This is a genomic window from Flexivirga alba (assembly GCF_042661025.1).
In the GTDB taxonomy this organism is placed as follows: domain Bacteria; phylum Actinomycetota; class Actinomycetes; order Actinomycetales; family Dermatophilaceae; genus Flexivirga; species Flexivirga alba.
The window spans coordinates 1171173-1193927 of record NZ_JBHSWH010000001.1 but is presented as its reverse complement, the minus strand read 5'-3'; the positions used below and the strand labels follow the sequence as shown (position 1 = coordinate 1193927).

Annotated in this window: 22 protein-coding genes; 3 read left to right on the top strand and 19 right to left on the bottom strand. The window is 66.8% G+C overall.

The features are described from left to right. Positions 1-84: 84 nt before the first annotated feature. Both ACFQDH_RS05865 and ACFQDH_RS05860 read right to left on the bottom strand, forming a co-directional pair. On the bottom strand, positions 85-765 hold the full coding sequence (locus tag ACFQDH_RS05865; RefSeq protein WP_382399360.1) for a response regulator: 681 nt from the start codon (positions 763-765) through the stop codon (positions 85-87). Then, positions 762-1775 (bottom strand): sensor histidine kinase, encoded by a 1014-nt coding sequence (locus tag ACFQDH_RS05860; RefSeq protein ID WP_382399358.1) that lies wholly within the window; start codon positions 1773-1775, stop codon positions 762-764. The genes ACFQDH_RS05865 and ACFQDH_RS05860 overlap by 4 nt, the downstream gene beginning before the upstream one ends. Positions 1776-2140: 365 nt before the next feature. Between ACFQDH_RS05860 and ACFQDH_RS05855 the strand changes: the two genes are divergently transcribed. Next, positions 2141-2656, top strand: a complete 516-nt coding sequence (locus tag ACFQDH_RS05855; protein WP_382399356.1) for a hypothetical protein — start codon at positions 2141-2143, stop codon at positions 2654-2656. 61 nt (positions 2657-2717) lie between these two features. Here ACFQDH_RS05855 and ACFQDH_RS05850 read toward each other — a convergent pair whose 3' ends face one another. Beyond that, positions 2718-2948 carry a hypothetical protein gene (locus ACFQDH_RS05850; protein ID WP_382399355.1) on the bottom strand — a complete coding sequence of 77 codons (231 nt, stop codon included), beginning with the start codon at positions 2946-2948 and terminating at the stop codon, positions 2718-2720. After that, positions 2945-3859, bottom strand: coding sequence for a vWA domain-containing protein (locus ACFQDH_RS05845; RefSeq protein WP_382399353.1), 915 nt, complete (start codon positions 3857-3859; stop codon positions 2945-2947). Before ACFQDH_RS05845 ends, ACFQDH_RS05850 begins: the two co-directional genes overlap by 4 nt. A 669-nt stretch (positions 3860-4528) precedes the next feature. Here ACFQDH_RS05845 and ACFQDH_RS05840 point away from each other — a divergent pair. Beyond that, on the top strand, positions 4529-5812 hold the full coding sequence (locus tag ACFQDH_RS05840) for an IS110 family RNA-guided transposase (protein ID WP_382399183.1): 1284 nt from the start codon (positions 4529-4531) through the stop codon (positions 5810-5812). Positions 5813-5907: 95 nt separating this feature from the next. Here the strand turns inward: ACFQDH_RS05840 and ACFQDH_RS05835 are convergent, their stop codons facing one another. The 13 genes from ACFQDH_RS05835 to ACFQDH_RS05775 all read right to left on the bottom strand — a co-directional run bounded on the left by ACFQDH_RS05835 (position 5908) and on the right by ACFQDH_RS05775 (position 19377). After that, positions 5908-7329, bottom strand: coding sequence for an amidase (locus ACFQDH_RS05835; RefSeq protein WP_382399351.1), 1422 nt, complete (start codon positions 7327-7329; stop codon positions 5908-5910). 178 nt (positions 7330-7507) lie between these two features. Then, positions 7508-9280, bottom strand: a complete 1773-nt coding sequence (locus ACFQDH_RS05830) for an ABC transporter substrate-binding protein (protein WP_382399349.1) — start codon at positions 9278-9280, stop codon at positions 7508-7510. Positions 9281-9607: 327 nt separating this feature from the next. Then, entirely contained in the window at positions 9608-10441 is an 834-nt protein-coding gene (locus tag ACFQDH_RS05825; RefSeq protein ID WP_382399347.1) for a phosphoribosyltransferase family protein, read from the bottom strand. Then, complete coding sequence (locus tag ACFQDH_RS05820) at positions 10438-11301, bottom strand: phosphoribosyltransferase family protein (protein ID WP_382399345.1); 864 nt, start codon at positions 11299-11301, stop codon at positions 10438-10440. The genes ACFQDH_RS05825 and ACFQDH_RS05820 overlap by 4 nt, the downstream gene beginning before the upstream one ends. Further along, positions 11298-11969 carry an HAD family hydrolase gene (locus tag ACFQDH_RS05815; RefSeq protein WP_382399343.1) on the bottom strand — a complete coding sequence of 224 codons (672 nt, stop codon included), beginning with the start codon at positions 11967-11969 and terminating at the stop codon, positions 11298-11300. Before ACFQDH_RS05815 ends, ACFQDH_RS05820 begins: the two co-directional genes overlap by 4 nt. A 21-nt stretch (positions 11970-11990) precedes the next feature. After that, positions 11991-12581: a TerD family protein gene (locus tag ACFQDH_RS05810; protein ID WP_382399341.1), complete on the bottom strand. Its 591-nt coding sequence runs from the start codon at positions 12579-12581 to the stop codon at positions 11991-11993. Continuing rightward, on the bottom strand, positions 12578-13717 hold the full coding sequence (locus ACFQDH_RS05805; protein WP_382399339.1) for a DUF475 domain-containing protein: 1140 nt from the start codon (positions 13715-13717) through the stop codon (positions 12578-12580). The genes ACFQDH_RS05810 and ACFQDH_RS05805 overlap by 4 nt, the downstream gene beginning before the upstream one ends. 170 nt (positions 13718-13887) lie before the next feature. Then, positions 13888-14475 (bottom strand): TerD family protein, encoded by a 588-nt coding sequence (locus tag ACFQDH_RS05800; protein ID WP_382399337.1) that lies wholly within the window; start codon positions 14473-14475, stop codon positions 13888-13890. Positions 14476-14527: 52 nt separating this feature from the next. Next, positions 14528-15145 carry a hypothetical protein gene (locus tag ACFQDH_RS05795; RefSeq protein WP_382399335.1) on the bottom strand — a complete coding sequence of 206 codons (618 nt, stop codon included), beginning with the start codon at positions 15143-15145 and terminating at the stop codon, positions 14528-14530. 399 nt (positions 15146-15544) lie between these two features. Continuing rightward, positions 15545-16099, bottom strand: coding sequence for a TerD family protein (locus tag ACFQDH_RS05790; RefSeq protein WP_382404816.1), 555 nt, complete (start codon positions 16097-16099; stop codon positions 15545-15547). A 165-nt stretch (positions 16100-16264) separates the two neighbouring features. Further along, positions 16265-16831: a hypothetical protein gene (locus ACFQDH_RS05785; RefSeq protein ID WP_382399333.1), complete on the bottom strand. Its 567-nt coding sequence runs from the start codon at positions 16829-16831 to the stop codon at positions 16265-16267. A gap of 11 nt (positions 16832-16842) precedes the next feature. Next, positions 16843-18246 carry a toxic anion resistance protein gene (locus ACFQDH_RS05780; protein WP_382399331.1) on the bottom strand — a complete coding sequence of 468 codons (1404 nt, stop codon included), beginning with the start codon at positions 18244-18246 and terminating at the stop codon, positions 16843-16845. 186 nt (positions 18247-18432) lie between these two features. Further along, entirely contained in the window at positions 18433-19377 is a 945-nt protein-coding gene (locus tag ACFQDH_RS05775) for a PhzF family phenazine biosynthesis protein (RefSeq protein ID WP_382399329.1), read from the bottom strand. Positions 19378-19434: 57 nt separating this feature from the next. Here ACFQDH_RS05775 and ACFQDH_RS05770 point away from each other — a divergent pair, with 57 nt between their 5' ends. Beyond that, a complete protein-coding gene (locus ACFQDH_RS05770; RefSeq protein WP_382399327.1) occupies positions 19435-20013 on the top strand; it encodes an NADPH-dependent FMN reductase in 579 nt (192 codons plus the stop codon). Here ACFQDH_RS05770 and ACFQDH_RS05765 read toward each other — a convergent pair. Both ACFQDH_RS05765 and ACFQDH_RS05760 read right to left on the bottom strand, forming a co-directional pair. After that, positions 20003-21100, bottom strand: coding sequence for a DmpA family aminopeptidase (locus tag ACFQDH_RS05765; protein ID WP_382399325.1), 1098 nt, complete (start codon positions 21098-21100; stop codon positions 20003-20005). The two genes, ACFQDH_RS05770 and ACFQDH_RS05765, sit on opposite strands and share 11 nt — an antisense overlap. Positions 21101-21133: 33 nt before the next feature. Next, entirely contained in the window at positions 21134-22696 is a 1563-nt protein-coding gene (locus ACFQDH_RS05760) for a DHA2 family efflux MFS transporter permease subunit (RefSeq protein WP_382399323.1), read from the bottom strand. Positions 22697-22755 lie beyond the last annotated feature (59 nt).

Below are 22755 nucleotides of genomic sequence, written 5' to 3'. Positions count from 1 at the left end.
TCACGACGGCCGACCTCGAGGTATCCGCGCGAGCGCAGTATAAGCCTCGCAGTCGCTGGTTGGACTCGACGCAGTCCAGACGTTTCACTCCGGCGCGCGCTCACCCGGACGCACAAGACCAGCCTCGTATGCCGCGATCACGGCCTGCGCACGATCCCGCGCGCCGAGCTTGGCGAGGATCCGATTGAGGTGGGTCTTCACTGTGCCCTCGGAGACGAAAAGCCGTTGCGCGATCTGCGCATTCGATCGGCCGTGCGCGACTTCGCGCAGCACCTCGACCTCGCGTGCGGTGAGTGCCGCGAGCGCGCCGGTCGTGTGGTCCGAGCCCGGCGGGGGACGGCGGGTGAACTCCTCGATCAGTCGCCGCGTGATGCTCGGCGCGAGCAACGTGTCACCCGCCGCTACCTGCCGCACGGCGTCGACCAGGCGATCCGGCGGCGCGGTCTTCAGCAGGAACCCGGCGGCGCCGGCGCGCAGCGCGGCATACACGTAGCGATCCGTGTCGAACGTCGTCAGTGCCAGCACCTTCACCGACGACCCGGCGGCATGCAACGCCCGGGTCGCTTCCAGCCCGTCCATCCCAGGCATTCGCAGATCCATCAGCACCACGTCCGGCGCGTGCTGCGCACACGCCGCCACCGCCTCGCCGCCGTCCTCTGCCTCCGCGACGACCTCGATGCCCGGCTCGCTCTGCAGGATCATCCGGAAACCCGCCCGCACCAACGCGTGATCGTCCGCGATGACGACGCGCAGCACCTCGTTCATTCCAGCTCCTGCACCGGTATGGCGGCCCGCACGCGGAACCCGCCGCTGGCGGTGCGGCCGGCGTCGACGGTGCCGCCATACACCTTGGCGCGCTCGCGCGCTCCCTGCAGGCCGAGCCCGCCGCCAGGAGCTGCAGGTCCTTCTTCGCGCGCGGGTCCCTCGTCGTCGACGCTGAGTCGCAACGCGCCACTGTCCAGCTGCAACTGGACCCGGGCCGACGTCGCGGCCGAGTGCTTCCGCACGTTCGTGAGCGCCTCCTGCAGGATCCTGAAGGTCGCCAGCTGCGGGCCGGCCGGTAGCTGCCGGCCGAGCTCCGGGGCGACCACCGCATCGACGGTGACGCCCGCGGCGGCCGACCGGTCGAAGAGTTCCGGCAACGCGTCCAGGCCCGGTTGCGGCCCGAGGCCGATGGATTCATCGCCGTCCCGCAGCACTCCGAGCAGACCCGACAGCTCGCCGAGCGCCTGTCGGCCCACTTGCTGGACGGTGCGCATCGCATCCTGTGCGGGCGGATTCGCCATACTCACGCGTTCGGCGGCGCCCGCCTGCACGACCATGACCGTCACCGAGTGTGAGATGACGTCGTGCAGCTCGCGTGCGATGCGCGTGCGCTCCCGGTCCGCGGCGTCTCGTGCACTTAGCTCCAGTTGCGTCTCGTGCCGCACCGCAGCCTCACGCAGCCGCTCGGCCTCACGGGTCCGAGCCTGGATCGTGAAACCGGCGATGAGGGTCGCGATGACGAATACCGCTCCGAACAACCAGTTTCCGATGCCATCGCCGAACGACCAGGTCTGGATGGCGAAGGCCGCCAGAAAGACCGCCGCGGCCACCAGCGCCGTCCGGATCGACGCCCAAGTGCACACCGTGAACATGGCGATGACCGGCGCGATCAGCACTATCGTCCCCTGGTCCAGCGGGACGCCGGAGAGAGTCTCGACCGTCCCCGCGACAGCGACCACCGCGACCACCGGCAGCGGACGAACCCGGCGAAAGGCCAGCGCCACGGTCATGACCACTTCGGCCGTCAGGGCGGCTGCCTTCGGCGCGAGAGCGGGGTGGAAAGCACCTCGACGATCGCGCCGACCGTGAGCAGGCCACTGAGCGCCAAGTCGAAGCGCGAAGGGCGGACGGGTCGGTCCATTCCGCCATGGTGACCCCGTTGCGAGCGCTGCGCGTCCACTTCCGGGTGAATGCGCCTCCACCCACGGTTGGAGCTCGCTGTCGTATGACGTCATACCGCTGTGACCAGTGGTTCCCACCACGGGCAGACGCGCCCATCGGGTATGCCGCGGCAGCGTGGGAACCGCCGGCGAACCGCCCGGCACCGAGCCTCCGAGAACGGGTCGGCTCACCCTTCAGGGAAGAGGACAACATCATGCGCACATTGGCCCGCAACGCTGTGACCGCGACCGCACTCGCCGGACTCCTGGCGACACTCGGCTCGGTAGGAGTCGCCCACGCGGCCCCGGCCGGCGGAGCCCAGACCTTCCAATTGCATTACAACTCAAGCGTTTCCGACCAGGTGAGCCAGGTCATCGGGCACGGCTCGATTTCCGGCGTGGGCACGGATGTCGAGAACCTCGGCGACACCGGTGGCCAGGCCGTCTTCACCTTCAAGAACGGCTCCGTGGTCGTCGATGTCACCTCAGACAACGAGACCATGGACCTGAATCTCAAGGCCTGCCACGCCGTCGTCTCCCTGAGCGGCGACTGGCACATCGACCACGGCACTGGCGCGTATGCCGGCGCGTCCGGCGTCGGCACCTTCAGCGGAACCCGCACGATCTTCGGCGCCCGCATCAAGGGCGTCTGTCAGGGCCCCGACTCGGGCGTCGAGCCGCGGATGGAGACCAGCGCTGTCATGCTCACCGGCACAAGGACGCTCGGCTGAGGGTGGGCAGCGCCCAGCGGCATACGACCGAACAGGCCGTATGCCGCCGGAACACCTTGGACTACTTCTTATTCGGCGGCACAGCGCAACTGGCTGTGGCCGTGTTGCCTGCTGCGTCGGTGGCGGTCAGCGTCGCGTCACCCTTGAAGGTGAAGTGCCATGCCACGTCACCCTGGAACGGAACAACCGTCGAGCCGGCTACTCCGGGGGCCTGTGTCAGCTTGAAGTACGTCCCCGCGTCGTACGGCCCGAAGGTCGTCCCGGTGGCGTCATCCGTGATGCTGACCGTCACGCCCGGCAGGTTGTCAGCCGCGACCATCTGGAAGAACCCGGCGTTCTGCCAACCGCCGGGGTTTTCCCGGCCGGATTGACACCCGGGCCGCAACTGACGGTCGGTGGCGTCACGTCGTTGACGTAGATGTTCACCGTCTGGATGAAGTCAGGTCCGGCGTCAGCGCCATTGATGAGGAAATTCGTCTTGCAGGTCAGCGTTGAACCCTGTGGTGCGTCCGCGGCGACCGTAATGGCCTCGTCAAGGACGAGACTGTCACCGCTCTGCACGGTTTGCGGCAGGCTCGGTGTGAACCCGACCGAAAGGCCCGTGTCGCAGGTCGACGAACTCGTCACCTCGGCCGGCAGGTTGTGCAGGCCACTGAGGATCGCTGTCGCGACGTCGCTGGGGTTGACGCTGGGCAGGTACGACCCGCCCGTGGCGCTCGCGATCGCGGTGGCCTGACCGGTGGCATCCAGGCCGTCACCCTCGCCGCTCGCGACGTTGATCCCGATGACCCGAGCTGACACACCCTCCAGGGATGCCTCGGCGTCGGCCAGCGTGTGACCGTTGCTGGGGTCGTGCCCGCTCGCGTCTCCGAACCACACGACGATCCGGGAGGACCCGGGGCGGTAGGAGATCGCGTTGCCTCCGCTGCCGATCTGCCAGAGGGCGTTCAGCTGTGCCTCCTGCAGGTCACCACCGCCTCCGGCGGACAGCGAGTTGACCGCGTTCTGAACGGTGCTCGCCGATGCGGTGAGGTCGGTGTCGCGGGTGAAGATCCCCGAGCCGTCGACGACGTCCTTGTAGTCGACGACGGCGAACTCCGCAGCGGGCTGCGAGGTCTGGACGTCACCGACGATGGAGGTCATCGCCGCCTGGACGCTTGCCAGGGCTGGACCCATGCTGCCGGTTGAGTCGGCGACGAGCACAATGTCAGGTTTCGGTGGAATCGCTGGAGTAGCAACGGTTTTCGTGACGTGGATGGTATCGCCTGGATTGACCGACTGGTCCACGGTTGACGGGCTCACCCCAGTGGCGAAGGCAGTCAACGGCATGGCCACGAGTGCGCCAGTGGCGACGAGCGAGACACCTAATTTTCGCGCGCGTACAAACATGATTCGTCCTCAGAATGCGAGAGTTACGCAGAATCGGAACGAGCGGCTTGTTCAACCGCCCGGATGGCGGACCCGGTCGATCATGTGACGGCGTCGCCCCGGGCTGCAGACCGGCCGATTTCGGCCGGGGAACGCGAGGAGGTAGCGGACTCGCGCGTCGATGGCTCCCCCGGTCATCCCCAGAGACCAGAATAGAACCGCGGGCCCTCCGTGTCTCTGTCTAGCCAAAGTGCCCCTGTCGGGGCGCCCGTTCCGGGCTGAGAATGGTGTGGTGGCCGCCCGGTCGACGCCGTTTTCCCTATGGTCCTGTGAGGCCGTCGTCTAGCCGGGTGGGGAACCGTGTTGTGGGCCCTTCAATGCTGCCGATCCAGGACTCCACCGGAGTCGTGGTGTGAGCGCGAGGACTAGATTCGCTTGATGCCCTGGCAGTTCCCCCGGGCGGTCACACGTGCCAGTGACCGAACCGACAGAAGGGAGCAGGTGATGGTCTTCGCAGAATCAGAGGACGACGAACAAATCATCGAACGGGTCGCCGCGTTAGACATCGGCAAGGCAGAGGTCGTGTGCTGTGTCCGGTTGCCCGCACCGACGGGCAAGAAACGTCGGATCCAGGAAGTCACCACGCATTCGACGATGGTCGGTGCGTTGAGCGATCTGGCGCAGCGGCTGGTCGACCTGAGGATCCAGCGGGTGGTGATGGAGGCCACCAGCGATTACTGGCGGCCACCGTTCTACCTGTTCGAGGCCCACGGACTGGATCCGTGGCTGGTCAACGCCAAGGACGTCAAGCATCTGCCCGGGCGCCCGAAGACCGACGTGTTGGACTCGGTGTGGTTGTGCAAGGTCGCCGAGCGTCAGATGCTGCGCCCCAGTTTCGTGCCGCCGCCACCGATCCGCCGGTTGCGGGACCTGACCCGCTACCGGGTCGATCTGGTCGGGGTGCGCGGCGCGGAGAAGAACCGGGTGGAGAAACTGCTGGAAGACGCCTGCATCAAGCTGTCCGTGGTCGCCTCGGACATCTTCGGGGTCTCCGGGCGGGCGATGATGGCCGCGATGATCGCCGGGGAACGCGACCCCAGGAAGCTGGCTGACATGGCACGCTCCCGGATGCGACCCAAAATCGGCTTGCTCGAGGAAGCCTTTGCCGGCCTGCGAGTGGGCACCTTCGATGCGCACCACCGGTTCTTGCTGACTCGGATGCTGGCTCGGATCGATGCCGTTGATGCCGACATCGCGGCAGTGGAGGCCCAGATCGAGCAGCACTTGGCCCCTTTCGGTGATGCGGTGGCACGACTGGCTGAAATCCCCGGGATCAAAGCCACCGCAGCCGCGATTATCCTCGCCGAGATCGGGACCGACATGACCCGGTTCCCCACCGCCGGGCATCTTGCGTCGTGGGCCAAGTTCGCCCCAGGAATCAAGTCCAGCGCGGGCAAGAACAAGGGCAACGGTTCCACCGGTCACGGCAACCGTTACCTCGCCCGGGTCCTGGGCGAGGCCGCTGTCGGCGTCGGCCGGACCGACACCTTCCTCGGTGCCCGCTACCGCCGCATCGCCCGCCGTCGAGGCAAGAAGAAAGCCATCGTCGCCGTCGGCAGATCGCTCCTGGTGATCATCTGGCATCTGCTCGCTGACCCCGACAGCCACTTCAAAGACCTCGGCGCCGACCACTACGACAGCCACGTCTCGACCGCAGCCAAACGCCGAAACCACGTTCGCGGCCTGGAAGCCCTCGGCTACCACGTCACCATCGAACCAGCAGCCTGACAGTCCAACTTGGCAAACCCCGGACTCTCTGCCGAGTAACTGCCGCCTGCCTGGTCACCTTCATTCTCGGACTAGTGAGAAATTCGCGCTCGCGCTCAGTCCTGGATCCTCCGCCACGGCTGCGCCTGCTCGATCTGCAGGGCGAGCCGGAGCAACAGGGACTCGGTGCCGTGGTTTGAGGAGAGCATCGCGCCGATCGGCAGCCCTTTGTCGGTCTGCCCGCAGGGCACGGACAGCGCCGGGGCGCCGGTCGCGTTGTGCAGCGGCGTGAACCCGGTGTAGTCGACCAGCCGGCGGAAGTGTTCGTCGGCGGACAGGTCGGCGGCCAGATAGCCGAGCTTCGGGGTGGTGTGCGACAGCACAGGGGTGAGCACGACGTCCGGACCCTTGGCGAAAGCGACCCGCGAGGCCGCCGACGACGCCAGCAACCGGCTGATGAAGATCGGCGCCTTCCAGACCCGCTTCTTGCCCTGCTCGGCGAGCCCCAGGGTCAGCGGCTCGAGCTTCGCCGGATCGAAGCCGGACCCGAACATCCGCTCCCCGCCGCCCTTCGCCGCCATCGCCAGGAAGCGCCAGTAGTCGATGAAATCGGTCTTGAAGAACTCGGGCACCGGCAGCGAGTAAGGCTCGACGTGATGGCCGAGGCCTTCCAGCAACCGGCCGAGCGCCTCGACCGACGAGCGGGTGGCCGCGTCGGTCGGCGGCGCCACTGGGGAGTCGATCAGCAGCCCGATCCGCAGCGGACGGTCGATCGGCCGGTCGACATCCTCGATCGGTGCCAGCAACCGGTTGCGGTGCACCCGCTGCGCCGCGAGATAGAAGCCCGCGACGTCGCGCACCGAGCGGGCGAGCACTGAGTCGGTCACGACTCGCACCGGCATCGCCTCGCCGCCGTCGGTCAGCCGCAACCGGCCACGGGTCGGCTTCAGCCCGACCAGACCACAGACCGCGGCCGGGATGCGGATCGAGCCGCCTCCGTCGTTGCCGTGCGCGATCGGTACGACGCCGGAAGCGACCCAGGCGGCGGATCCGCCGGAGCTGCCGCCGCTGGAGTAGTCGAGGTGCCACGGGTTGTGGGTCTGCCGGGTCAGCGTCTCCGTGGTCGCCGTCCAGCCGAACTCCGGCATGGTCGTGGTGCCGATCGGGATGATGCCCGTCTGCCGGAACTGCGCGGCGATCCGCCCGTCCTTCGGCTGCGGGGTGGCCGGCAGCGCTTGCGAGCCCTCCGTCATCGGCATACCGCCGACCTTGATGTTGTCCTTGAAAGCCGCTGGTACGCCTGCGAATTCGGCGCTACCCGGGTTCTGCGCACGCTCGCGAGCGCGGTCGAAGTCGGAGTGCTGGAGCGCTTGGAGCGACTCCTCAACCTGCTGGCTGCGTTGTATGGCGGCATCCACCGCTTCGAGGGCGCTGATCTCGCGATTGCGGATGCGCTCGGCCACGCCGGTGGCGTCAAGGTCGCCCAGCGCGTCATCGGTGAATGCGTGGACTCTGGTCGCCTGGTGCTGATCGGTCACGGCCCCAAGTTACTCCCGAGTCACTACGATGCGGGGCGCGGCTGCGGATCCGGCTTGGCTGTGACTCACCGGATCCCCAGCCGCTCCGTGGGTCATCGAAAGGGAGAGTCGTGACCCTACGGGTGACCGGGAGTTACCTCCCGGTCACCCGGTCATGGAATGTCGCCGCGTCAGAACGTCACTTGACCCACACCTGCGACAGAGTCGGCATGCTGATCAGCGGGTCCATCTGAACGTTCTGGACGTTCGTGCCGAAGGTCGCGGTGTTCATCGAGTAGTAGTCCGGAAGCGACGGCAGGTAGGTCGTCATGAGCTCCTTGTCGAGGGCCGCCCACTTCGGCGCCGCAGCGGCCGGAGACAGCTGCCCGATAGCATCCATCTGCTTGTTGACCGCGGCGTTCTTGAACTGCCCCACGGACAGGCCGCTGGAGATTCCGGCGCCGTTGAACAGCACTGGGTAGACCGAGTCACCGGTCGGCCAGTCGTAGCACCAGCCCGGTGTGCCCTGACCCATGTTGACCGGGGCCGTCGGGTCGGAGATCTTCTTCTCGATCTCGGCAGTGGACACCGGGATGTCCTTGACCTTGAAGCCGGCCGCCGTCAGGGCCGCCTTCAGGGCATTGTTCGAGGCGACCTTGGTCGGCTTGTCGCTCTGGAAGTAGTACGACAGCTGGAAGCCGACCTTCTTCGCCGCAGTCAGGATCGCCTTGGCCTTAGCCGGGTCACCGTTGCCCTGCCCCGTCGCATAAGGCAACGCCGGGTACTTCTTGAAGCCCTGCAGGCTGGGTGCTGCGAAGGTTGTCGCCGGCTGGTAGTTCAGCTGGGACAGGCCGGCCGCCTTGCGCATCTCGTTGTAGGGCCACGCGTAGCCGATCGCCTTGCGAATGTTCAGCGGGATCTTGCGTGAGTCCAACTCGTCGAAGTATTCGCACGAGGAGGAGCCGATCGCGAACTGGCTCTTCTGTGCTCCAGTGACCTTGCTGGCCAGCGAGGCGTCGATCGCGTCGATGTTGATGGTGTTGGTGCCAATGCCGCTGTTGGCCAGGATCCGCTGCTGTGACGGCAGGTCGACGATCGAGAAGTTGATCTGGATCTTGTTCGGGTACGCGTTGCGCACCGGGTCGGTCTTCGGGTCCCAGTTGGGGTTGCGCGTCAGCACCATCTTCTGGCCGATGGTGTAGCTGGACACCATGTAGGGGCCGGTGGTCACCGGATTCTTCTGGTAACCGGCCTTGGTGTCCTTGGCCTTGGGCACGGGACTGAACTCGGGGAAGGAGGCGAAGTAGTTGAACGACGGCATCTTCTTGGTCAGGTGGAACACCAGCGTGTCGGTGCCCTGGGTGGTCACCCCCGGGAACTTGACGTTGGGCTGCGCATAGGGGCCCTTGTAGGTGCTGCCACCCTTCAGGAACTGCATCTGGTAGTTGGTGCCATTGGCGCCGACACCCTTGGTATCGAAGGTGCGCTCCATGCCGTAGACGAAGTCCTGGATCTTCACCGGGGAGCCGTCGGAGTACTTCAGGCCAGGCTTGATCTTGAAGGTCCAGGTCAGGCCGTCCGCGGACGGCTGGCCGACACCCTCGGCAAGGTCGGGCACCAGCACCGGCTTGCCGTTGACGATCTTGTACTGCGTCAGCGTCCGGTAGAGGTACTGCGTCGCGTACGCGTTCGAGTCGATGTAGTAGATGCCGGCCGGGTCCATCGTCGGCGGGTTCGACCCGTCGTCGATGTAGAGCGTGCCGCCCTTTTTCGCACCGGGAGCAGCGGGTGCTGGGCCTTTGAGGTTCGGGTTCGTCGCGGCGACCGCCGCCTTGGTCTGAGCTGCCGCGGCCGTGTTACTGCCGCTCCCGCTTCCGCTGCTGTTGGCCGATGGTGAGCCGCTGCCGCAGGCTGCCAGGGACAGGGAAGTGGCGCCCGCGGCCGTCAGCACGACCAATTTCGTCCAGCGCATGGTGATTCTCCTTCATTGGTCACTTCCTGGGGTTGCCAGGAAGAGTCGGTTCATCACTCCTTTTCATGCTGATGCGCCCCCAGAACTGCTGTTCAGCATCACGTCGCGATCAGTGCTTGGACTGTTGTCAGGTTGCGTGATCAGGATGTGTGAACCCACTTCAGCGAAAAATATCTCCGTGTGATGTGGGCTTCCCGAGTGTTTCCTGGGTGCCCCGGGTTCGATGCCAAGTCGTGACGTCGCTGCCCTTGCGTCGACCGACGCAAAGGGTTTATTTAACGACCGTCCAGTTCTATTCGAACGCAACCGCGGCCCCGCAAGGACGGCTCAGCCGGTGACTGCGTCGGCTTCCTGATCGGTCTCCGCGAGCACCGATTCCCATGCGCGGACCCGGTTTTCGTATGCCGGGACCCGCGCGAGCCCGTCGTGCTCGATGGCTGCGGAGAGCCACCCGAGCAGAGACGGCGTGGCCCGCTGCACAAAGTCACGCAGTTCGTCCTGCGGCAACGAAAGAACTCTGCGACACAGTCGGGCATTGGGTACGAATCGGCGCTCGGCGGCGATGTCGAGCAGTTCCGCCGCACCGCCGGTGGCCGACTCATTGAGCACCGACTCGATCTGCGGGCAGTCGGCGAAAGCGGCCGCGTCCACGACATACAGGTGACGGATTTCGGCGACCCCGGCATCGGCGAGGCAGCGGTCCATCGCACGCTCGTGGTTGCCGGTCACCCGGATGTCGTCCAGCGCCAGCACCACAGCGCCGGTGACGTCGCGTTCCGGAGTCAGGTCGCTGGCACCGATCGAGGTGCGCCGGTCTTCGGACGTCATACGGGAGTAGTCGCCGTTGCTGACGCCGCGACGAGTGATCCGGAAGGTGTCGACCTGCAGGTCGGGACGCAACAGCCGCAGGTGTTGCACGAACGGGATCAGCAGGCTGTATGCCGCGGGCGGCACCTGCGCGAAAGCAGACGTGGTGACCAGCACCGGCCGCTCGTCGAGACGGCGGGCAGCGAGCGCGGCCAGCGCGACGGCGAAGCGACGCCCAGCAGCGGCGTCACCGTGCTTGAACCGCGAATAGCTCTTGGCGTCGACCAGCGCGGCCTCCGGCAGGCCGTGCTCGGAGCTCAGCTTGGTCAGGCAGATCCGCTTCCCCTTGCTCATTGCCCCACCCCTTCCCTTGTCGCTGAGGACCGGAGGTCGGACTCGGCGAACAACGCGGCGGTTCCCGCGGGATAGCCGGCCAGGAACCGCTCACCGGTGGCTTCGGCGTCAGCGCGGAAGCGTTGCACCAGCTCGGCCGGGCAGGCTGCGAGGAAGCCGGCCGCATCCGGGTCGGCGAGCAGCCGCTTGAGGAACCGGATCGTCGGCACGAAGTCGCCGCGCTGCACGCTGGGCAGCATGTCGTGGATCGATCGGACGACGGCGTGGTTCAGCGCCGACTCGACGCTCGGGTCGGCGGCCAGCTGCTCGTCGCAGGTGGCAACGTATGCCGTGACGATCTGCCCAATGCCGTTGTCCTGCAACAGATCCACCATCACCTGCTCCGCGAGACCGGTCACCCGCACGTCATCGATCACAATCGCGATCGCGTCGCGCACTGGATCGGTGAGCCGGAAACCGATGCTTGCCAGGTCATTTCGGCGGTCCTGCGCGGACGACGCGGCATAGTCGATGTGCGTCACCGAGTCCTTGTGCACGTGTATGACGCGTGCCGGTGCCCGCTCACCGCGCGCCTCGTTGAGCACGTCGCACACCGCAGACGCGAGATAGAAGCAGGCCGGTTTGGCGACGAGGTAGGCGACCGGCAGCACGATCGGGCTACCGGTTGTCGACAGCCACGGGCAGTCCTTGAGCAGCGCGTTCGCGAGCTCGTTGCCGAGATCCCGGATCGACGGCAGGTCGCCGTGTTTCATCAGCGAGTAGGTCGCGGTGTCGAAGGGCGTGCCGAGGTTGCCGTCGATCGGGTGCATCGCGGCGCCGGTCAGCGGGTGGGCCACCACCCGGGTGACGGGCGCTTTCACAGCAGGGCCTCCAGCACGGCCAGCGTCGAGACGCCGTCCGGCTGCACCAGCGCTGTCGTCATACCTGCGGCTCGTGCGCCGGCTACGTCGGCGTCCGGGTTGTCGCCGACGTGTAACACGTCCGCAGCGGGTATGCCGAGCAAGTCGCACGCCGCCCCGAACAGCCGCGGGTGCGGCTTGGCAACGCCGAGCTCGTTGGAGAAGACACCGGGGACTGCGCCGAAACCGGCCAGTGCCAACAGTTTTCGCATCAGCTCGCCGGGCAGCATGCCGGTGTTGCTGGTCAGCACCACCGGCATCGGAAGCACGGACACCGCCGCGGGGAGTTTCACGTGCAACGGCCGCGGCGGGTGCCCGAGTGCCAGGGCTTCCTGCGCGGCATACAGCTCGGGCAGTTGGGCGGAGACTCCGGCGACCGGCAGGTCAAGCGCGATCAGCGTGGCCTCGATCCGGCCACCGAAACCGATGTCGACGCCATCGCGGACGCAGACATCGTCGACGTCGCGGTCGGCCTGGCGCATCGCCGCGTCGAACGTGTCGCTCGGCACGTGCGGCGCCACGGCATCGCGCAGCATGGCGTTGCGCGCCGGCTTGAAGGCCGGGTCACTGCCGAGCAGGGTGCCCCAGATGTCGAGGCTGACCCCGCCCGGCCGTGTCTGCCGTTGCATACCGGATCGGGCGAGCGTGCGTCAGAGGACGCTGAGCGCCAGCGGCTCGAGGTCGCGCGCGGTGCGACCATTCCCGGGTGCGCCGATCGCGGTGAAGGTCCAGCCGGCGGGCGTGCGGGAGACACGGGCCATCACCAGGGCGGTGTGGGTGCCTGACCCGGTGAGCTGGAAACGGGCCAGCTCGGTGTCGCCGGCCATCGAGTCGACGACGCGCACGAAGGCGTTGTCGATCTCGGTGAAGTTCTCGCCGCTGTAGGAGTTGACCACGAAGACGATGTGCTCGACCGAGCCGTGCACCGCGCCCAGGTCGACCTTGATCGACTCGTCGTCGCCCTCGCCCTCACCGGTCAGGTTGTCACCGGTGTGCTGGATCGCGCCGTCGCTCGAGGTGAGCTTGCCGAAGTAGACGGTGTCGAGCACGCGGCCGCCGCTGATCACGATGGCTGAGGCGTCCAGGTCGATGTCGCGCTGGACCTGTTTGGTGCCTCCGAAGAGACCCTTCTTGGTGACGATCTTGGCGTCCCAGCCCAGGCCCATGCGGACCTGGCTGAGGTTGCCGCCGTCCTGCTTGCGCAGGTCGACGGTCTGGCCCTTGGAAAGACTGATGCTCATACGTTGGCTCCTTGTTCGGTTGAGTCAGCGGCCCCCTCGGCCGCTGCTTCTCGTTTGTTGGCCAGCACGGAGCTGGCCCAGGCGGCGAGGATGAAGGCGATGCCGACCCCGCCGATGACGAACTCGCCGAGGTCGACACGGATGCTGATGACCAGCATGACGGCGAGCGCGCCGATGGCCCAGTGGGCGCCGTTCTCCAGGAAGCGGTATTCGGCAAGGGTCCCGTTGCGGACCAGGAAGATGGTCATCGACCGGACATACATGGCGCCGACGCCGAGGCCCATCATGATGATGATCGGGTCGGGGGTGATCGCGAAGGCGCCGATGACGCCATCGAAGGAGAACGTCGCGTCGAGCACCTCGAGGAAGAGGAACATCGAGAACGCGGCCTTGCCCGCCAGCAGCACCTTCTGACCGGTCGAGGAGTGCGCATCGGCCTCCTCGAACTCGTGGTCCTTGGACTCCTCCCGCTCCTCCATCATCGTGGACAACCCACTCACCGCGAGGTAGCCGATGATGCCGAGCAGGCCGGAGAAGAGCACGATCGAGCGCATCTGCACCTCGGTGTGCACATGCGTCTGGTGCACCAGCGTCTCGCTGGCGACGAGCAGGAAGAGACCGGCGATGACGACCGACAGCACGTCGAGCTTGCCCAACTTCTGCAGCGGCTTCTCGATCCAGGTCAGCCAGCTGATCTCGCGGTCCTCGTCGAACATGAAGTCCAGGAAGAGCAAGAGTAGGAACATGCCACCGAAGGCCGCGATCGCCGGGTGTGCCTCGGTGAGGATGTAGCCGTAGGTGCCCGGCGTGTGCGGGTCACCCTTCTCCAGCGCCAACTGCAGGGCGCTCCAGGGTGTGATCGACCCGGACAGGCAGACGATGACGAACGGGAAGACCAGCCGCATGCCGAAGACCGCGACGATCACGCCGACGGTCAGGAACATGTTCTGCCAGAAGTGGTTGAGCCGGTCGAGGTACTTTGCGTTGACCGCCGCGTTGTCGAACGAGAAGACGATCTCCACCACGATCAGGATCGCGGTGAGGCCGACGCCGGCCCAGTTGTTGTAGAGGAACGCGACCACCAGCACGGCCGCCGTGATGACGAAGTCGATCCGGAAATGCTTCAGGGCTTGCAACAGGGGCTCTTCTCGGCGTGACGGGGGCGGGAACAGTTGCCAGTATGACGGCCGGCAGCGGTTATCGGTTTCGTGATGACTCCTCCGTGATGGCAACGGCGGGCCGTGACCGAGGGTTCCCGGTCACGGCCCGCCGGGCCTGGTGAAGTATGCGAACTTCGTCGGGTGACTCAGCCGACCTGCAGGCCGAACTGGGTGATGACGCTGGCCAGACCGCCGGCGAAACCCTGTGCGATGGCGCGGAACTTCCACTCGCCGCCGTTGCGGTAGAGCTCACCGAAGATCAGCGCTGTCTCGGTCGAGGCGTCCTCACCTAGGTCGAAACGCACGCCCTTGTCGGTGTTGTGCGGGTCGTCGGCGTCGTAGACCCGGATGTAGGCGTCGGCGACCTGGCCGAAGTTCTGGCCGCGCGCGTCTGCCTGGTCGATCGAGGCGACCACGACGATGCGCTGCACGTCGGCGGACACCTGGTTGAGCGCGACGACGATCTGCTCGTCGTCACCCTCGCCCTCGCCGGTGCGGTTGTCGCCCTGGTGCTGGACCGAGCCGTTGTCCCCGTTGAGGTTGTTGTAGAAGACGAAGTCGGCGTCGCTGCGGACCTTGCCCGTGTCTGCCAGCAGCAGCACCGAGGCGTCCAGGTCGAACGGCGCGCCGTCGGTGGTCCGCGGGTCCCAGCCGAGGCCGACCACGGCCTTCGTCATACCCGGTGCGGCCTTCGCCAACGAAATGTTGCCGCCCTTGCTGAGGCTCACTGCCATGGTGAGGTTCCTTTCTCGTCATAACTCTGGTCGTGCTTTTCGTGGTGGCTCGTCATACGAGCGGGGTGTAGGGGTCGCGCCAGGAGATCTCTCGATAACCGTATGCCGAACAGACCTGCTGCAACGTGCCGGAGTAGGGATCGTGCTCGGCCCGCAACACAAGGCGGCCCTCGACGACGTGACCGGTCATCAGCGCCTGGGCGCCGAGCGTCGGCCCGGCCACCAGCGGCAGCTCGAGCCGGGAGTCGCCATACGTCGTGACCGTGACGGTGCCGCCCGGCAGTTGCTTGGAGGGACGAGTCGGCACTGCGAAGAGCAGCAACCGGTGCACGCCGGTGATGCTTCGCAGGTTGACCGCCACACCACTCGAGGTGGCACGGAAGATCGGCCTGCGCGGGTCGGGGCCTTGCTGGGAAAGGCCTGGCAATACGAGGGATTCGCGAGAATCACTGGTCTCGAAGACCAACCCGAGCACGACCTCGGAAGGGTTCGGAACAGCGACCTTGGCCTCCAACGCGCCTGCGGCGGACTGCATCCGGGTCAGCTCGACGACGGGCTCGTGCTCGGTCATCAGCCGCCGCTCGCCGGCCCGGATGGTCGGCAGCCCGAGGTCGTGGGCGGCAGGGCGGGTATGACGACTCGTGCTGACCGGCGCCGGCGCCGCGCCCACTGGTGCGTCCAGCGACAACGACGTCCCGCCCCCAAGCCGGTCGAGTAGGACGAGCCGCTGGGCGAGGACGTATCGAGACCTGCCGGCGGCTCGCTGGCGCCCAGGTCGAGAGACGAGTCACCACCCAAGCTGGTCGAGTAGGACGAGCGCTGTCCTGAGTAGTCCGGAGCTTGCGACGGACGTATCGAAGGGCCGCTAGGCGAGGACGTATCGAGACCCGCAGTTTGGCGCAGACTCCGGGCGCGCAGGAACGGCAGGTCGGTCCGAGTCTCTTCGCTCATACGGGGTCCCCGCGAAGTATCCGGGGGAGCGGGTCGGGGTCCCCGCGAAGTATCGGGGGAGCGAAGCGGGGGAGAACTTCGTGGGGTGACGGAGCGGAGGAGGAACTTCGTGGGGTGTTCACAGCGGGACTCCGAACTCCTTGGCCACACCGGCCAGCCCGGACGAATAGCCCATCCCGAGGACGCGCAGCTTCCACTCGCCACCGTGCCGATAGAGCTCGGCAAGTTTCAGCGCACTCTCACTGGTGAGGTCCCCGGCAAGGTCGACCGAGGAGATGATCGACGCGCCACCGTCGAGGTTCAGCAACCGGACGACCAGCGTCTTCAGTTGACCCATGCTGCGACTGCTGCCGCTGCCTTCGGAGAGATAGAGAACGAAGACGACCTTGGCGACGTCGTCCGGCACCCCGGTGAGTTCGACCTCGACCTGGGCGTCGTCATTGCCGAGCGCTTGCTCGAGCTGCGCGGTCGACAGGTCCGCCGAGACGAGCTGATTGAAGTAGACGACGTGTTGCGGTGAGAGGGCCTGACCGTTCGCGCCGACCAGCAAGGTCAGCAGGGTGAGGTTGTCGTCGAGCACCCGCTCGCCGCCGGAGTCCCAGTCGACCCCGAAGACCACACCTGTCAGGTTGGGCAACTCACGCTGCAGCGCGATGTTGGCACCCTTGGCCATCGGGCTCACGATCTACACCTCTGCACTCTCGAATCCACCCTGGTGCGCGATTTTCTCGCCACCGTCGCCAGTCTCACAGAAGTTTATTCTGAACAAGCACAGTGAGCTTGGGCTGCGTTGGCATGGCGGCAGCTTGCTGACGCTCTTGCCAGCGCAGGACAAGCCTCACAGGTCCAGGTCGGACTCGCCGAACTTGTCCTCCAGGAAGCGGCCGTGGACCTGCAGCGCCTGCATGTCCCTGGACCGGCTGGCGTCGGCCAGCTGCTCGACGCTGCGACGCAGCGTGGTCAGCTGCTCCACCAGAGCATCCGTCGCGGTCTCGGCACCATGATCTCGATACGCTCCTCCGCTCCGCTCCCCCACTACTCGATCCGCGGTGACTGCGCGCACTGCTCCGACATACGCCCGAATCGAGCCGGGCAGGTAGTCGGTCAGCGTGCCATTGATCGCCACCCGCACCCCGATGTCGAGGCGGTCCGCTTCGCCGGAGGTGAGCACTTCGCGCACGGTGTCGGTGACCGCCCGCGCGAGCACCACACCGATCGTCGGCAACTCGCCGGCGCTGCTGTTGATCTCGAGGATCAGCGCTTGGTTCTTGCGCAACAGGGCCTGAACCGAGTCACCGGAGGAATCGGTCACCGCCTGCGACACAGACTGCAACCGATTCTCGGCCTGCGCGCGCAGGCGTCCGGACGATCCCTCCGGGTCAAACAGACGTGACAGCAATCCCACGGCTCGCGGTCCTACCGGTTGGTGTTACCGCCGGGCAGCTGCTGGTTGCCGCCGGTCGGCTGGAAGCTGGCCGCCGTCTTGGCATCAAGACCCTGCGAGCGCATCGACCGCTCGAGGTAGGGCTTGGCGCGCTGCACCTGACCCTCGAGAGCACCGATCGTCTGCGCCATCGACACCGTGGCCTCGGAGCGGAACTTGTCGATCTCGTCCATGGTGGCGAAGACGTTGTCGAATGCCGCCTGCAGCTTGTCGATCTCGATCGTGCTGCTTGCCGCCTGCTTGTTGATCTCGGTGCCCTGTGTGCGCAGCTGCTTCGAGGTCTCCTCGATCATGGTGGAGGTCGTGCTGTTGAGTGCGGTGATCTGGTCGAGCACGACCTTCTGCTGGGCGAGTGCCTGGCTGACGATGATCGCCGTGCGCAGCGCCGCCACCGTGGTGGTCTGTGCCCGGTCGACGCCGCGAATCAGCTCCTGGTTGTTCTTGCGGACCAGGTCGAGGGCGAGGTAGCCCTGCACCGACACCGCCATCTGCGTCATGATGTCCTGCCGCCGCTGACGAACCGCGAAGAGGACGTCGGACTTCATGATGTCGGAGTCCTCGGTCCGGCCGGCAGCCGACAGCTCAGCGATCTTCCCCTCGACCGCGCCGTCCAAAGCCGTTGCCAGCTGGTTGTATTCGCCCAGCTTCTGCATCGCCTGCCACATGTTGTTGCGCTCCACCTCGATGGAGGCGTTGTCCTTGCGCAGCTCGTCCTGACCGCCGGCCAGCGAACGGATGATCGAGTCCAGGTGGCTCTGCGCCGACTGGTACTTCATGAAGTAGTTCTCGATCTTGTTGCCGCCGGGCAGCCACTTCAGGATCTTCTTGGCGCCCTTGAGGTCGGCCCGGTTGGGGTCGAGGTCGGTGATCGTGCGCCGCAGGTCGACCAGCGTGCCGCCGACCTTGGACTGCGCGGAGTCCTTGCCGGCCTGAGCGGCCGGGCGCTGCAGCATCCGGTTGGACACGTCGGAGGTGCGACGGATCTCGCTGTCGCCCATGTTGACGATCGAGTTGACCTTGTCGGTGAACGCCGGAGCCTTCATGTCCATCGAGGTCAGCTCGGCGACGAACGCCTGGGCCTTCTTGTCCAGCTCCGTCTGTGCCTCCGGGGCGACCGGCACGGCCTGCACGGCCTGCTGGTCCTGGATCACCGGCACGGCGTCCGGCGCCTGCAGCACGAGACCGGTCGAGGTCGGGGCGGGCGCCGGCGGCAGGTTGGGAGCCGGAGCCGGCGCGGTCTGCTGCTGGGGAGCCGCTTGCTGCTGTTGTTGCGGCGCCGGCTGTTGTTGCGGTGCCGGTGCGGGCGGCTGTTGCTGCCCTGCGTTGTTCTGCTCGAACTGGTCACCGAGCCCACCGCTCAGATCGAGGTTGGACATATTGCGAGCCTCCTAGCTGCCGCGGGCGTTCCGCGGACCCCCGAGATGTTCCTCATACCTTATGTATTCGCTGCGCACCTACAACAGCCCGTGCACGTCATACGACCGCTTCGGATCGCCGGGCGTTCCACATCACGCCCAACGAACGAGAGCGCAACTCGATTCCAGGCCCGGTCGAGGCGCTCCTCAGGCGACTGGCGGGTGGTCCAACGTGCCGGTCCCGGTCAGGCAGACATGCCCGTGCAGGACCACGCGGGAGATGTCGTCGCGCGGTCCGTGCACCTCGACCCGCAGCGCGCTCGGCCGCCCGACGAAGCGTCCTTGGGACAGTGCCACCGTGGATTCCGGCGCGACGCGCCCATGGCGGACGAGGTATGCCGCCGCCGGCCCGGCTGCGCTGCCGGTCGCGATGTCCTCGACCGAGCCGTCGTTGACCCAGTTGCGCCCCTCGAGGGCACTCGGATCCAGGACGTATGCCAGTTCGGCGCCTGCTTCGCCGAGCAACTCCTCGAAGTCTGGGATGGTGATCCGTGCGCGGGCCAGCCCGGAGCCGCTGACCGGCACGATGAGGTACTTCAGGCCGGTGCTGGCCCATTCGACGGGCAGCGTCGGGTCGAGGTCGCCGGGCTGAAGGCGCAGCGCGTGGGCGATGCGCTCGCGATAGGCGGGCGGCATCGGTTCCCCGAAGCTGGGCCGACCTTGATCGGTGTCGATATCGAAGCCGCCCGCGTTGTCCGCCACGCTGCGCGCGATCACCTCACGGCTACCCAGCCGGAACGTCCACGTCGCGTGCTCGCCCGGCGGAACGGCCGCTGGTTCGGCGGCCAGGAGCTGCTCGTGCGCCACGGCAGCCGCGCCGAGGATGGGGTGTCCGGCGAACCGAAGTTCCTGATCCACGACGAAGATCCTCGTCACGAACGAACGGTCGTCGGCCGTGGGCCACAGGTAGATCGACTCGAACTGGCGGACCTCGACGGTCACCGCCTGGAGCTGCCCGGTGGTCAGGCGAGGCGGGTTCAGGAAGACGGCGACCCCGTTTCCTTGGTAGCTCGACTCGGCGAATACGTCGGCGAGTCGATAGGTGAACCCGGTCTGGTCGGACGCGTGGCGTGCGTCATCGGAAGTGTTCATTGGTCCCACTGTCCACCTTGTCCGGGCGTCGACTCGCCGAAACTCTAGAGTTCGCAAGTGACTTCTCTGCGGATCGCGATCATCATCGGCAGCACCCGGCCGGACCGGGTCGGTCCGACCATCGCCGACTGGGCGTTTGATCGCGCGAGCGGGCGCGGGGATGCGTCATACGACCTGATCGACCTGGCGCACGTGGGCCTGCCGCTGCTCGACGAGCCGGAGCCGGCGGCCGCACATCACTACCGGCACGATCACACGAAACGGTGGTCGCGGCTGATCGACTCGTATGACGGCTTCGTGTTCGTCGCGCCGGAGTACAACCGCGGTATGGCGGGCTCGCTGAAGAACGCCATCGACTTCCTGTATGCCGAGTGGAACGACAAGGCAGCCGGGATCATCTGCTACGGGTCCAGCGGCGGGCTGCGCGCCGGAGAGCACCTGAAGTCGACGCTCGGCGAGGTGCAGATCGCGACCGTCCGCGCGCAGGTGTCGCTGTCGATCTATGACGACATGACCGACTTCGTGCAACTCACGCCGCGCGACTACCAGGTCGCCAACCTGGACGCGATGCTCGATTCGCTGCTGCGCTGGGCCGGTGCCATGCGCGCGCTGCGCGCCGGGCTGATCAATCCGTGAGGATCTCGTTCGGGAAGCCGGGGCTGCGGTGACCGTCGCGGCCGATCATCGTGTCGGCCGCGACCAGCGCGTTGACGACCGCTTCCTCGGTGGCCTGCACGACAGCGGCATACAGGGGGTCGATGGCCGGCCACGGGAGGAACTCGAGCTGCCGCAATTCCGTTGTCGCAGCCTCGATTCCGCTGTCGAGCGCACCAGCGTTGGCAGTGGAGAAGGCCAGGAAGACGTCGCCGGAGAAGTGACTGCCGATGGTGCCGGTGCGTGCGATGCCGAGTGAGACCCGGCGGGCGAGCGCCTTGCACTGCTGGGGCAACAACGGCGCGTCGGTCGCCACGACCGTGATGCACGAACCCGACCCGGGCGGCGCGCTCCGGCCGGTGTCTTCCATCGGGTTGTCGTCCAGCAGCTGTATGCCGAGCCGGCTGCCGCGGATGACGAGCTCTTTGCGCGAGCCGAAGTTGGCCTGGGTGAGGACACCCACGACATACGACTGCTCGCCCACGGCGACCCGGCGTGAGGAGGTGCCGGTACCGCCCTTGAAGCCGTAGCAATTCATGCCCGTGCCGCCGCCGACGCTGCCCTCGGCGAGCGGGCCGCTCGCCGCGGCATCGAGTGCCGCGATGGCGGTCTCCTCCCGCACGTGACGCCCGTTGATGTCGTTGAGGTAGCCGTCGAAGGTCTCGCCGACCACGGGTAGGTGCCAGCCCTGCTGCAGTGCCGGATTCTGCGCCAGCGACCACTCGAGCACCCCGCGGTGCACCGGACCGACGGCGTGCGTGTTGGTGATCGCGATCGGCAGTGCGAGCGAGCCGCTCTCCTCGATCCAATGGCTGCCGGTGAGCTCGCCGTTGCCGTTGAAGGAGAACATCCCTGCCGCGAGCGCGGTCCCGACCCGCGCGCGGCCCAGCGGCAGGATCGCAGTGACTCCGGTGCGTACCGGGCCTGTGCCGGGGACGAGCGGCCCGTCGCCCTCGATGATCGTCAGGTAGCCGACCTCCACGCCGGGGACATCGGAGATGGCGTTCCAGGTGCCGGGCACACCGTCGAAGGCGACGTAGTCACGGGCGCGACGGTGGTCCGGACTCATGGTTCCTCCTCAGCGCAACGGGTGTGGGCCCACTCAACCAGAGGGCTGGGCCCGGTGTGCTCGTGCCAGCAGACCCACGACGACCAGGGTCGCGACTCCGGCGATCACGGCCCCGATCAGCAGGATGGTGTGGATGCCGTATGCCGTGCTGTCGACCGCCGCGTGTGTCAGCTGGGCGCGCACCTGTGTCGGAGCGTGACCGGAGACGAGGCGTCCCGCACCGGAGGCGACGGCGTCCTTCAGTTGCCCGAGTTGGTCGACCGGCAGGTGTGCTGGTGCGACGTCGCTCGCCATACGAGAGCCGGTGCGTGCTGCGAAAACCGCTCCGAACGCTGCAACACCGGCCGCGGTGCCGACCTGTCGGAGAGTGTTGACGACGCCGGTCGCCATACCGGCACGGTCAGGTTCGACGCTGGCCAGTGCGGCGCTGGACAGAACAGCGCTGGAGGCACCGAGGCCGATGCCGGCGAGCACGAACCCGGGCGCGAGTGCCGTCCAGTCCGAGGACGCGTCGATCCGCGACGCCCACACGAGACCGCCGGTCACGAGCAGCAGGCTGCCGCCGATCGTGAACACGGTCGGCACGCGATGCCCGAGCTGCGCCACGACCGGTGCGGCGATGAAGGCCGTGACGGTCAGTGGCAGGAACCGCAGTCCGGCTTCGAACGGCGTGTAGCCCAGTGTGTTGACGAAGTAGAGACCGACGTAATTGGTTGCGGCCACAAGGGTTCCGGCGATCACGAAGCCAGCGACGCCGATGCCGACGAAGCTCGGGCGGCGGAAGAGCTCGAGGTCGACCATCGGCTCGTCGGTGTGTGCGGCGCGGATCAGGAACACGACGAGTGCCAATGTTGCGAGGGCGAAGGAGCCGACGATGAGCCCCGAACCCCAGCCCTCGGACTGACCACGGATCAACCCGAACACCAATGCTGCCAACGAAATCGTGAGCAGTGCGGTGCCGGTGGCATCGATGCGACGGGCCTTCTCGGCCTTGGACTCCGGCAATCCCACGCGGGCTGCGACGAACGCCACGACTCCGATCGGCACGTTGATCGCGAAGATCCATTGCCAGCCGGCGTTGTCGACGATGAGACCGCCGAGCAACGGGCCGACTGCGGTCGCGCCGGCGAGTGTCCCGCCGAATGCACCGATCGCCTTGGCACGAGCCTTCAGGTCCGGGTAGGCGTGACCGAGGATCGGCATCGCGGTGCCGAAGAGCATCGCTGCCCCGATGCCCTGCACCGCGCGCATCGTGTTGAGCATCAACGGATTTGCGGCGAGCGCACACGCGAGTGACCCGATGGTGAAGATCGCCATACCGGCGCAGAAGAGACGTCGTCGGCCGAAGCGGTCGCCCAGGGTGGCGGCCGTCAGCAGCAACGCGGCGAGCGGCAGCGTGTAGGCGTCGACGACCCATTGCAGGTCGCTCAGGTTGGCGTGCAGGTCGGCCTGTATGTCGGGCAGCGCGACCGCGACGATCGTCATGTCCAGCATCAGCATGAACATCGCGACGCAGACCAGGGTCAGGGCGAGCCCCGGTCTCGACGGCGCGACGGAGGCGCCGCCGGAGGGCTTCGTGATGGTGCTCGTGGTCATCGATGTGCCTTGTCTCAGTGTCTGACGGATCGGGCTACAGGTGTTCTGTGACGTAAGTG

What these genes read in the sequence shown, in the direction of transcription:
- ACFQDH_RS05825 (WP_382399347.1), bottom strand. Translation starts at nt 10,441, where the DNA reads ATGAGCAAGGGGAAGCGGATCTGCCTGACCAAGCTGAGCTCCGAGCAC.
- ACFQDH_RS05865 (WP_382399360.1), bottom strand. Translation starts at nt 765, where the DNA reads ATGAACGAGGTGCTGCGCGTCGTCATCGCGGACGATCACGCGTTGGTG.
- ACFQDH_RS05860 (WP_382399358.1), bottom strand. Translation starts at nt 1,775, where the DNA reads ATGACCGTGGCGCTGGCCTTTCGCCGGGTTCGTCCGCTGCCGGTGGTC.
- ACFQDH_RS05855 (WP_382399356.1), top strand. Translation starts at nt 2,141, where the DNA reads ATGCGCACATTGGCCCGCAACGCTGTGACCGCGACCGCACTCGCCGGA.
- ACFQDH_RS05840 (WP_382399183.1), top strand. Translation starts at nt 4,529, where the DNA reads ATGGTCTTCGCAGAATCAGAGGACGACGAACAAATCATCGAACGGGTC.
- ACFQDH_RS05775 (WP_382399329.1), bottom strand. Translation starts at nt 19,377, where the DNA reads ATGAACACTTCCGATGACGCACGCCACGCGTCCGACCAGACCGGGTTC.
- ACFQDH_RS05760 (WP_382399323.1), bottom strand. Translation starts at nt 22,696, where the DNA reads ATGACCACGAGCACCATCACGAAGCCCTCCGGCGGCGCCTCCGTCGCG.
- ACFQDH_RS05815 (WP_382399343.1), bottom strand. Translation starts at nt 11,969, where the DNA reads ATGCAACGGCAGACACGGCCGGGCGGGGTCAGCCTCGACATCTGGGGC.
- ACFQDH_RS05800 (WP_382399337.1), bottom strand. Translation starts at nt 14,475, where the DNA reads ATGGCAGTGAGCCTCAGCAAGGGCGGCAACATTTCGTTGGCGAAGGCC.
- ACFQDH_RS05765 (WP_382399325.1), bottom strand. Translation starts at nt 21,100, where the DNA reads ATGAGTCCGGACCACCGTCGCGCCCGTGACTACGTCGCCTTCGACGGT.
- ACFQDH_RS05810 (WP_382399341.1), bottom strand. Translation starts at nt 12,581, where the DNA reads ATGAGCATCAGTCTTTCCAAGGGCCAGACCGTCGACCTGCGCAAGCAG.
- ACFQDH_RS05830 (WP_382399349.1), bottom strand. Translation starts at nt 9,280, where the DNA reads ATGCGCTGGACGAAATTGGTCGTGCTGACGGCCGCGGGCGCCACTTCC.
- ACFQDH_RS05780 (WP_382399331.1), bottom strand. Translation starts at nt 18,246, where the DNA reads ATGTCCAACCTCGATCTGAGCGGTGGGCTCGGTGACCAGTTCGAGCAG.
- ACFQDH_RS05790 (WP_382404816.1), bottom strand. Translation starts at nt 16,099, where the DNA reads ATGGCCAAGGGTGCCAACATCGCGCTGCAGCGTGAGTTGCCCAACCTG.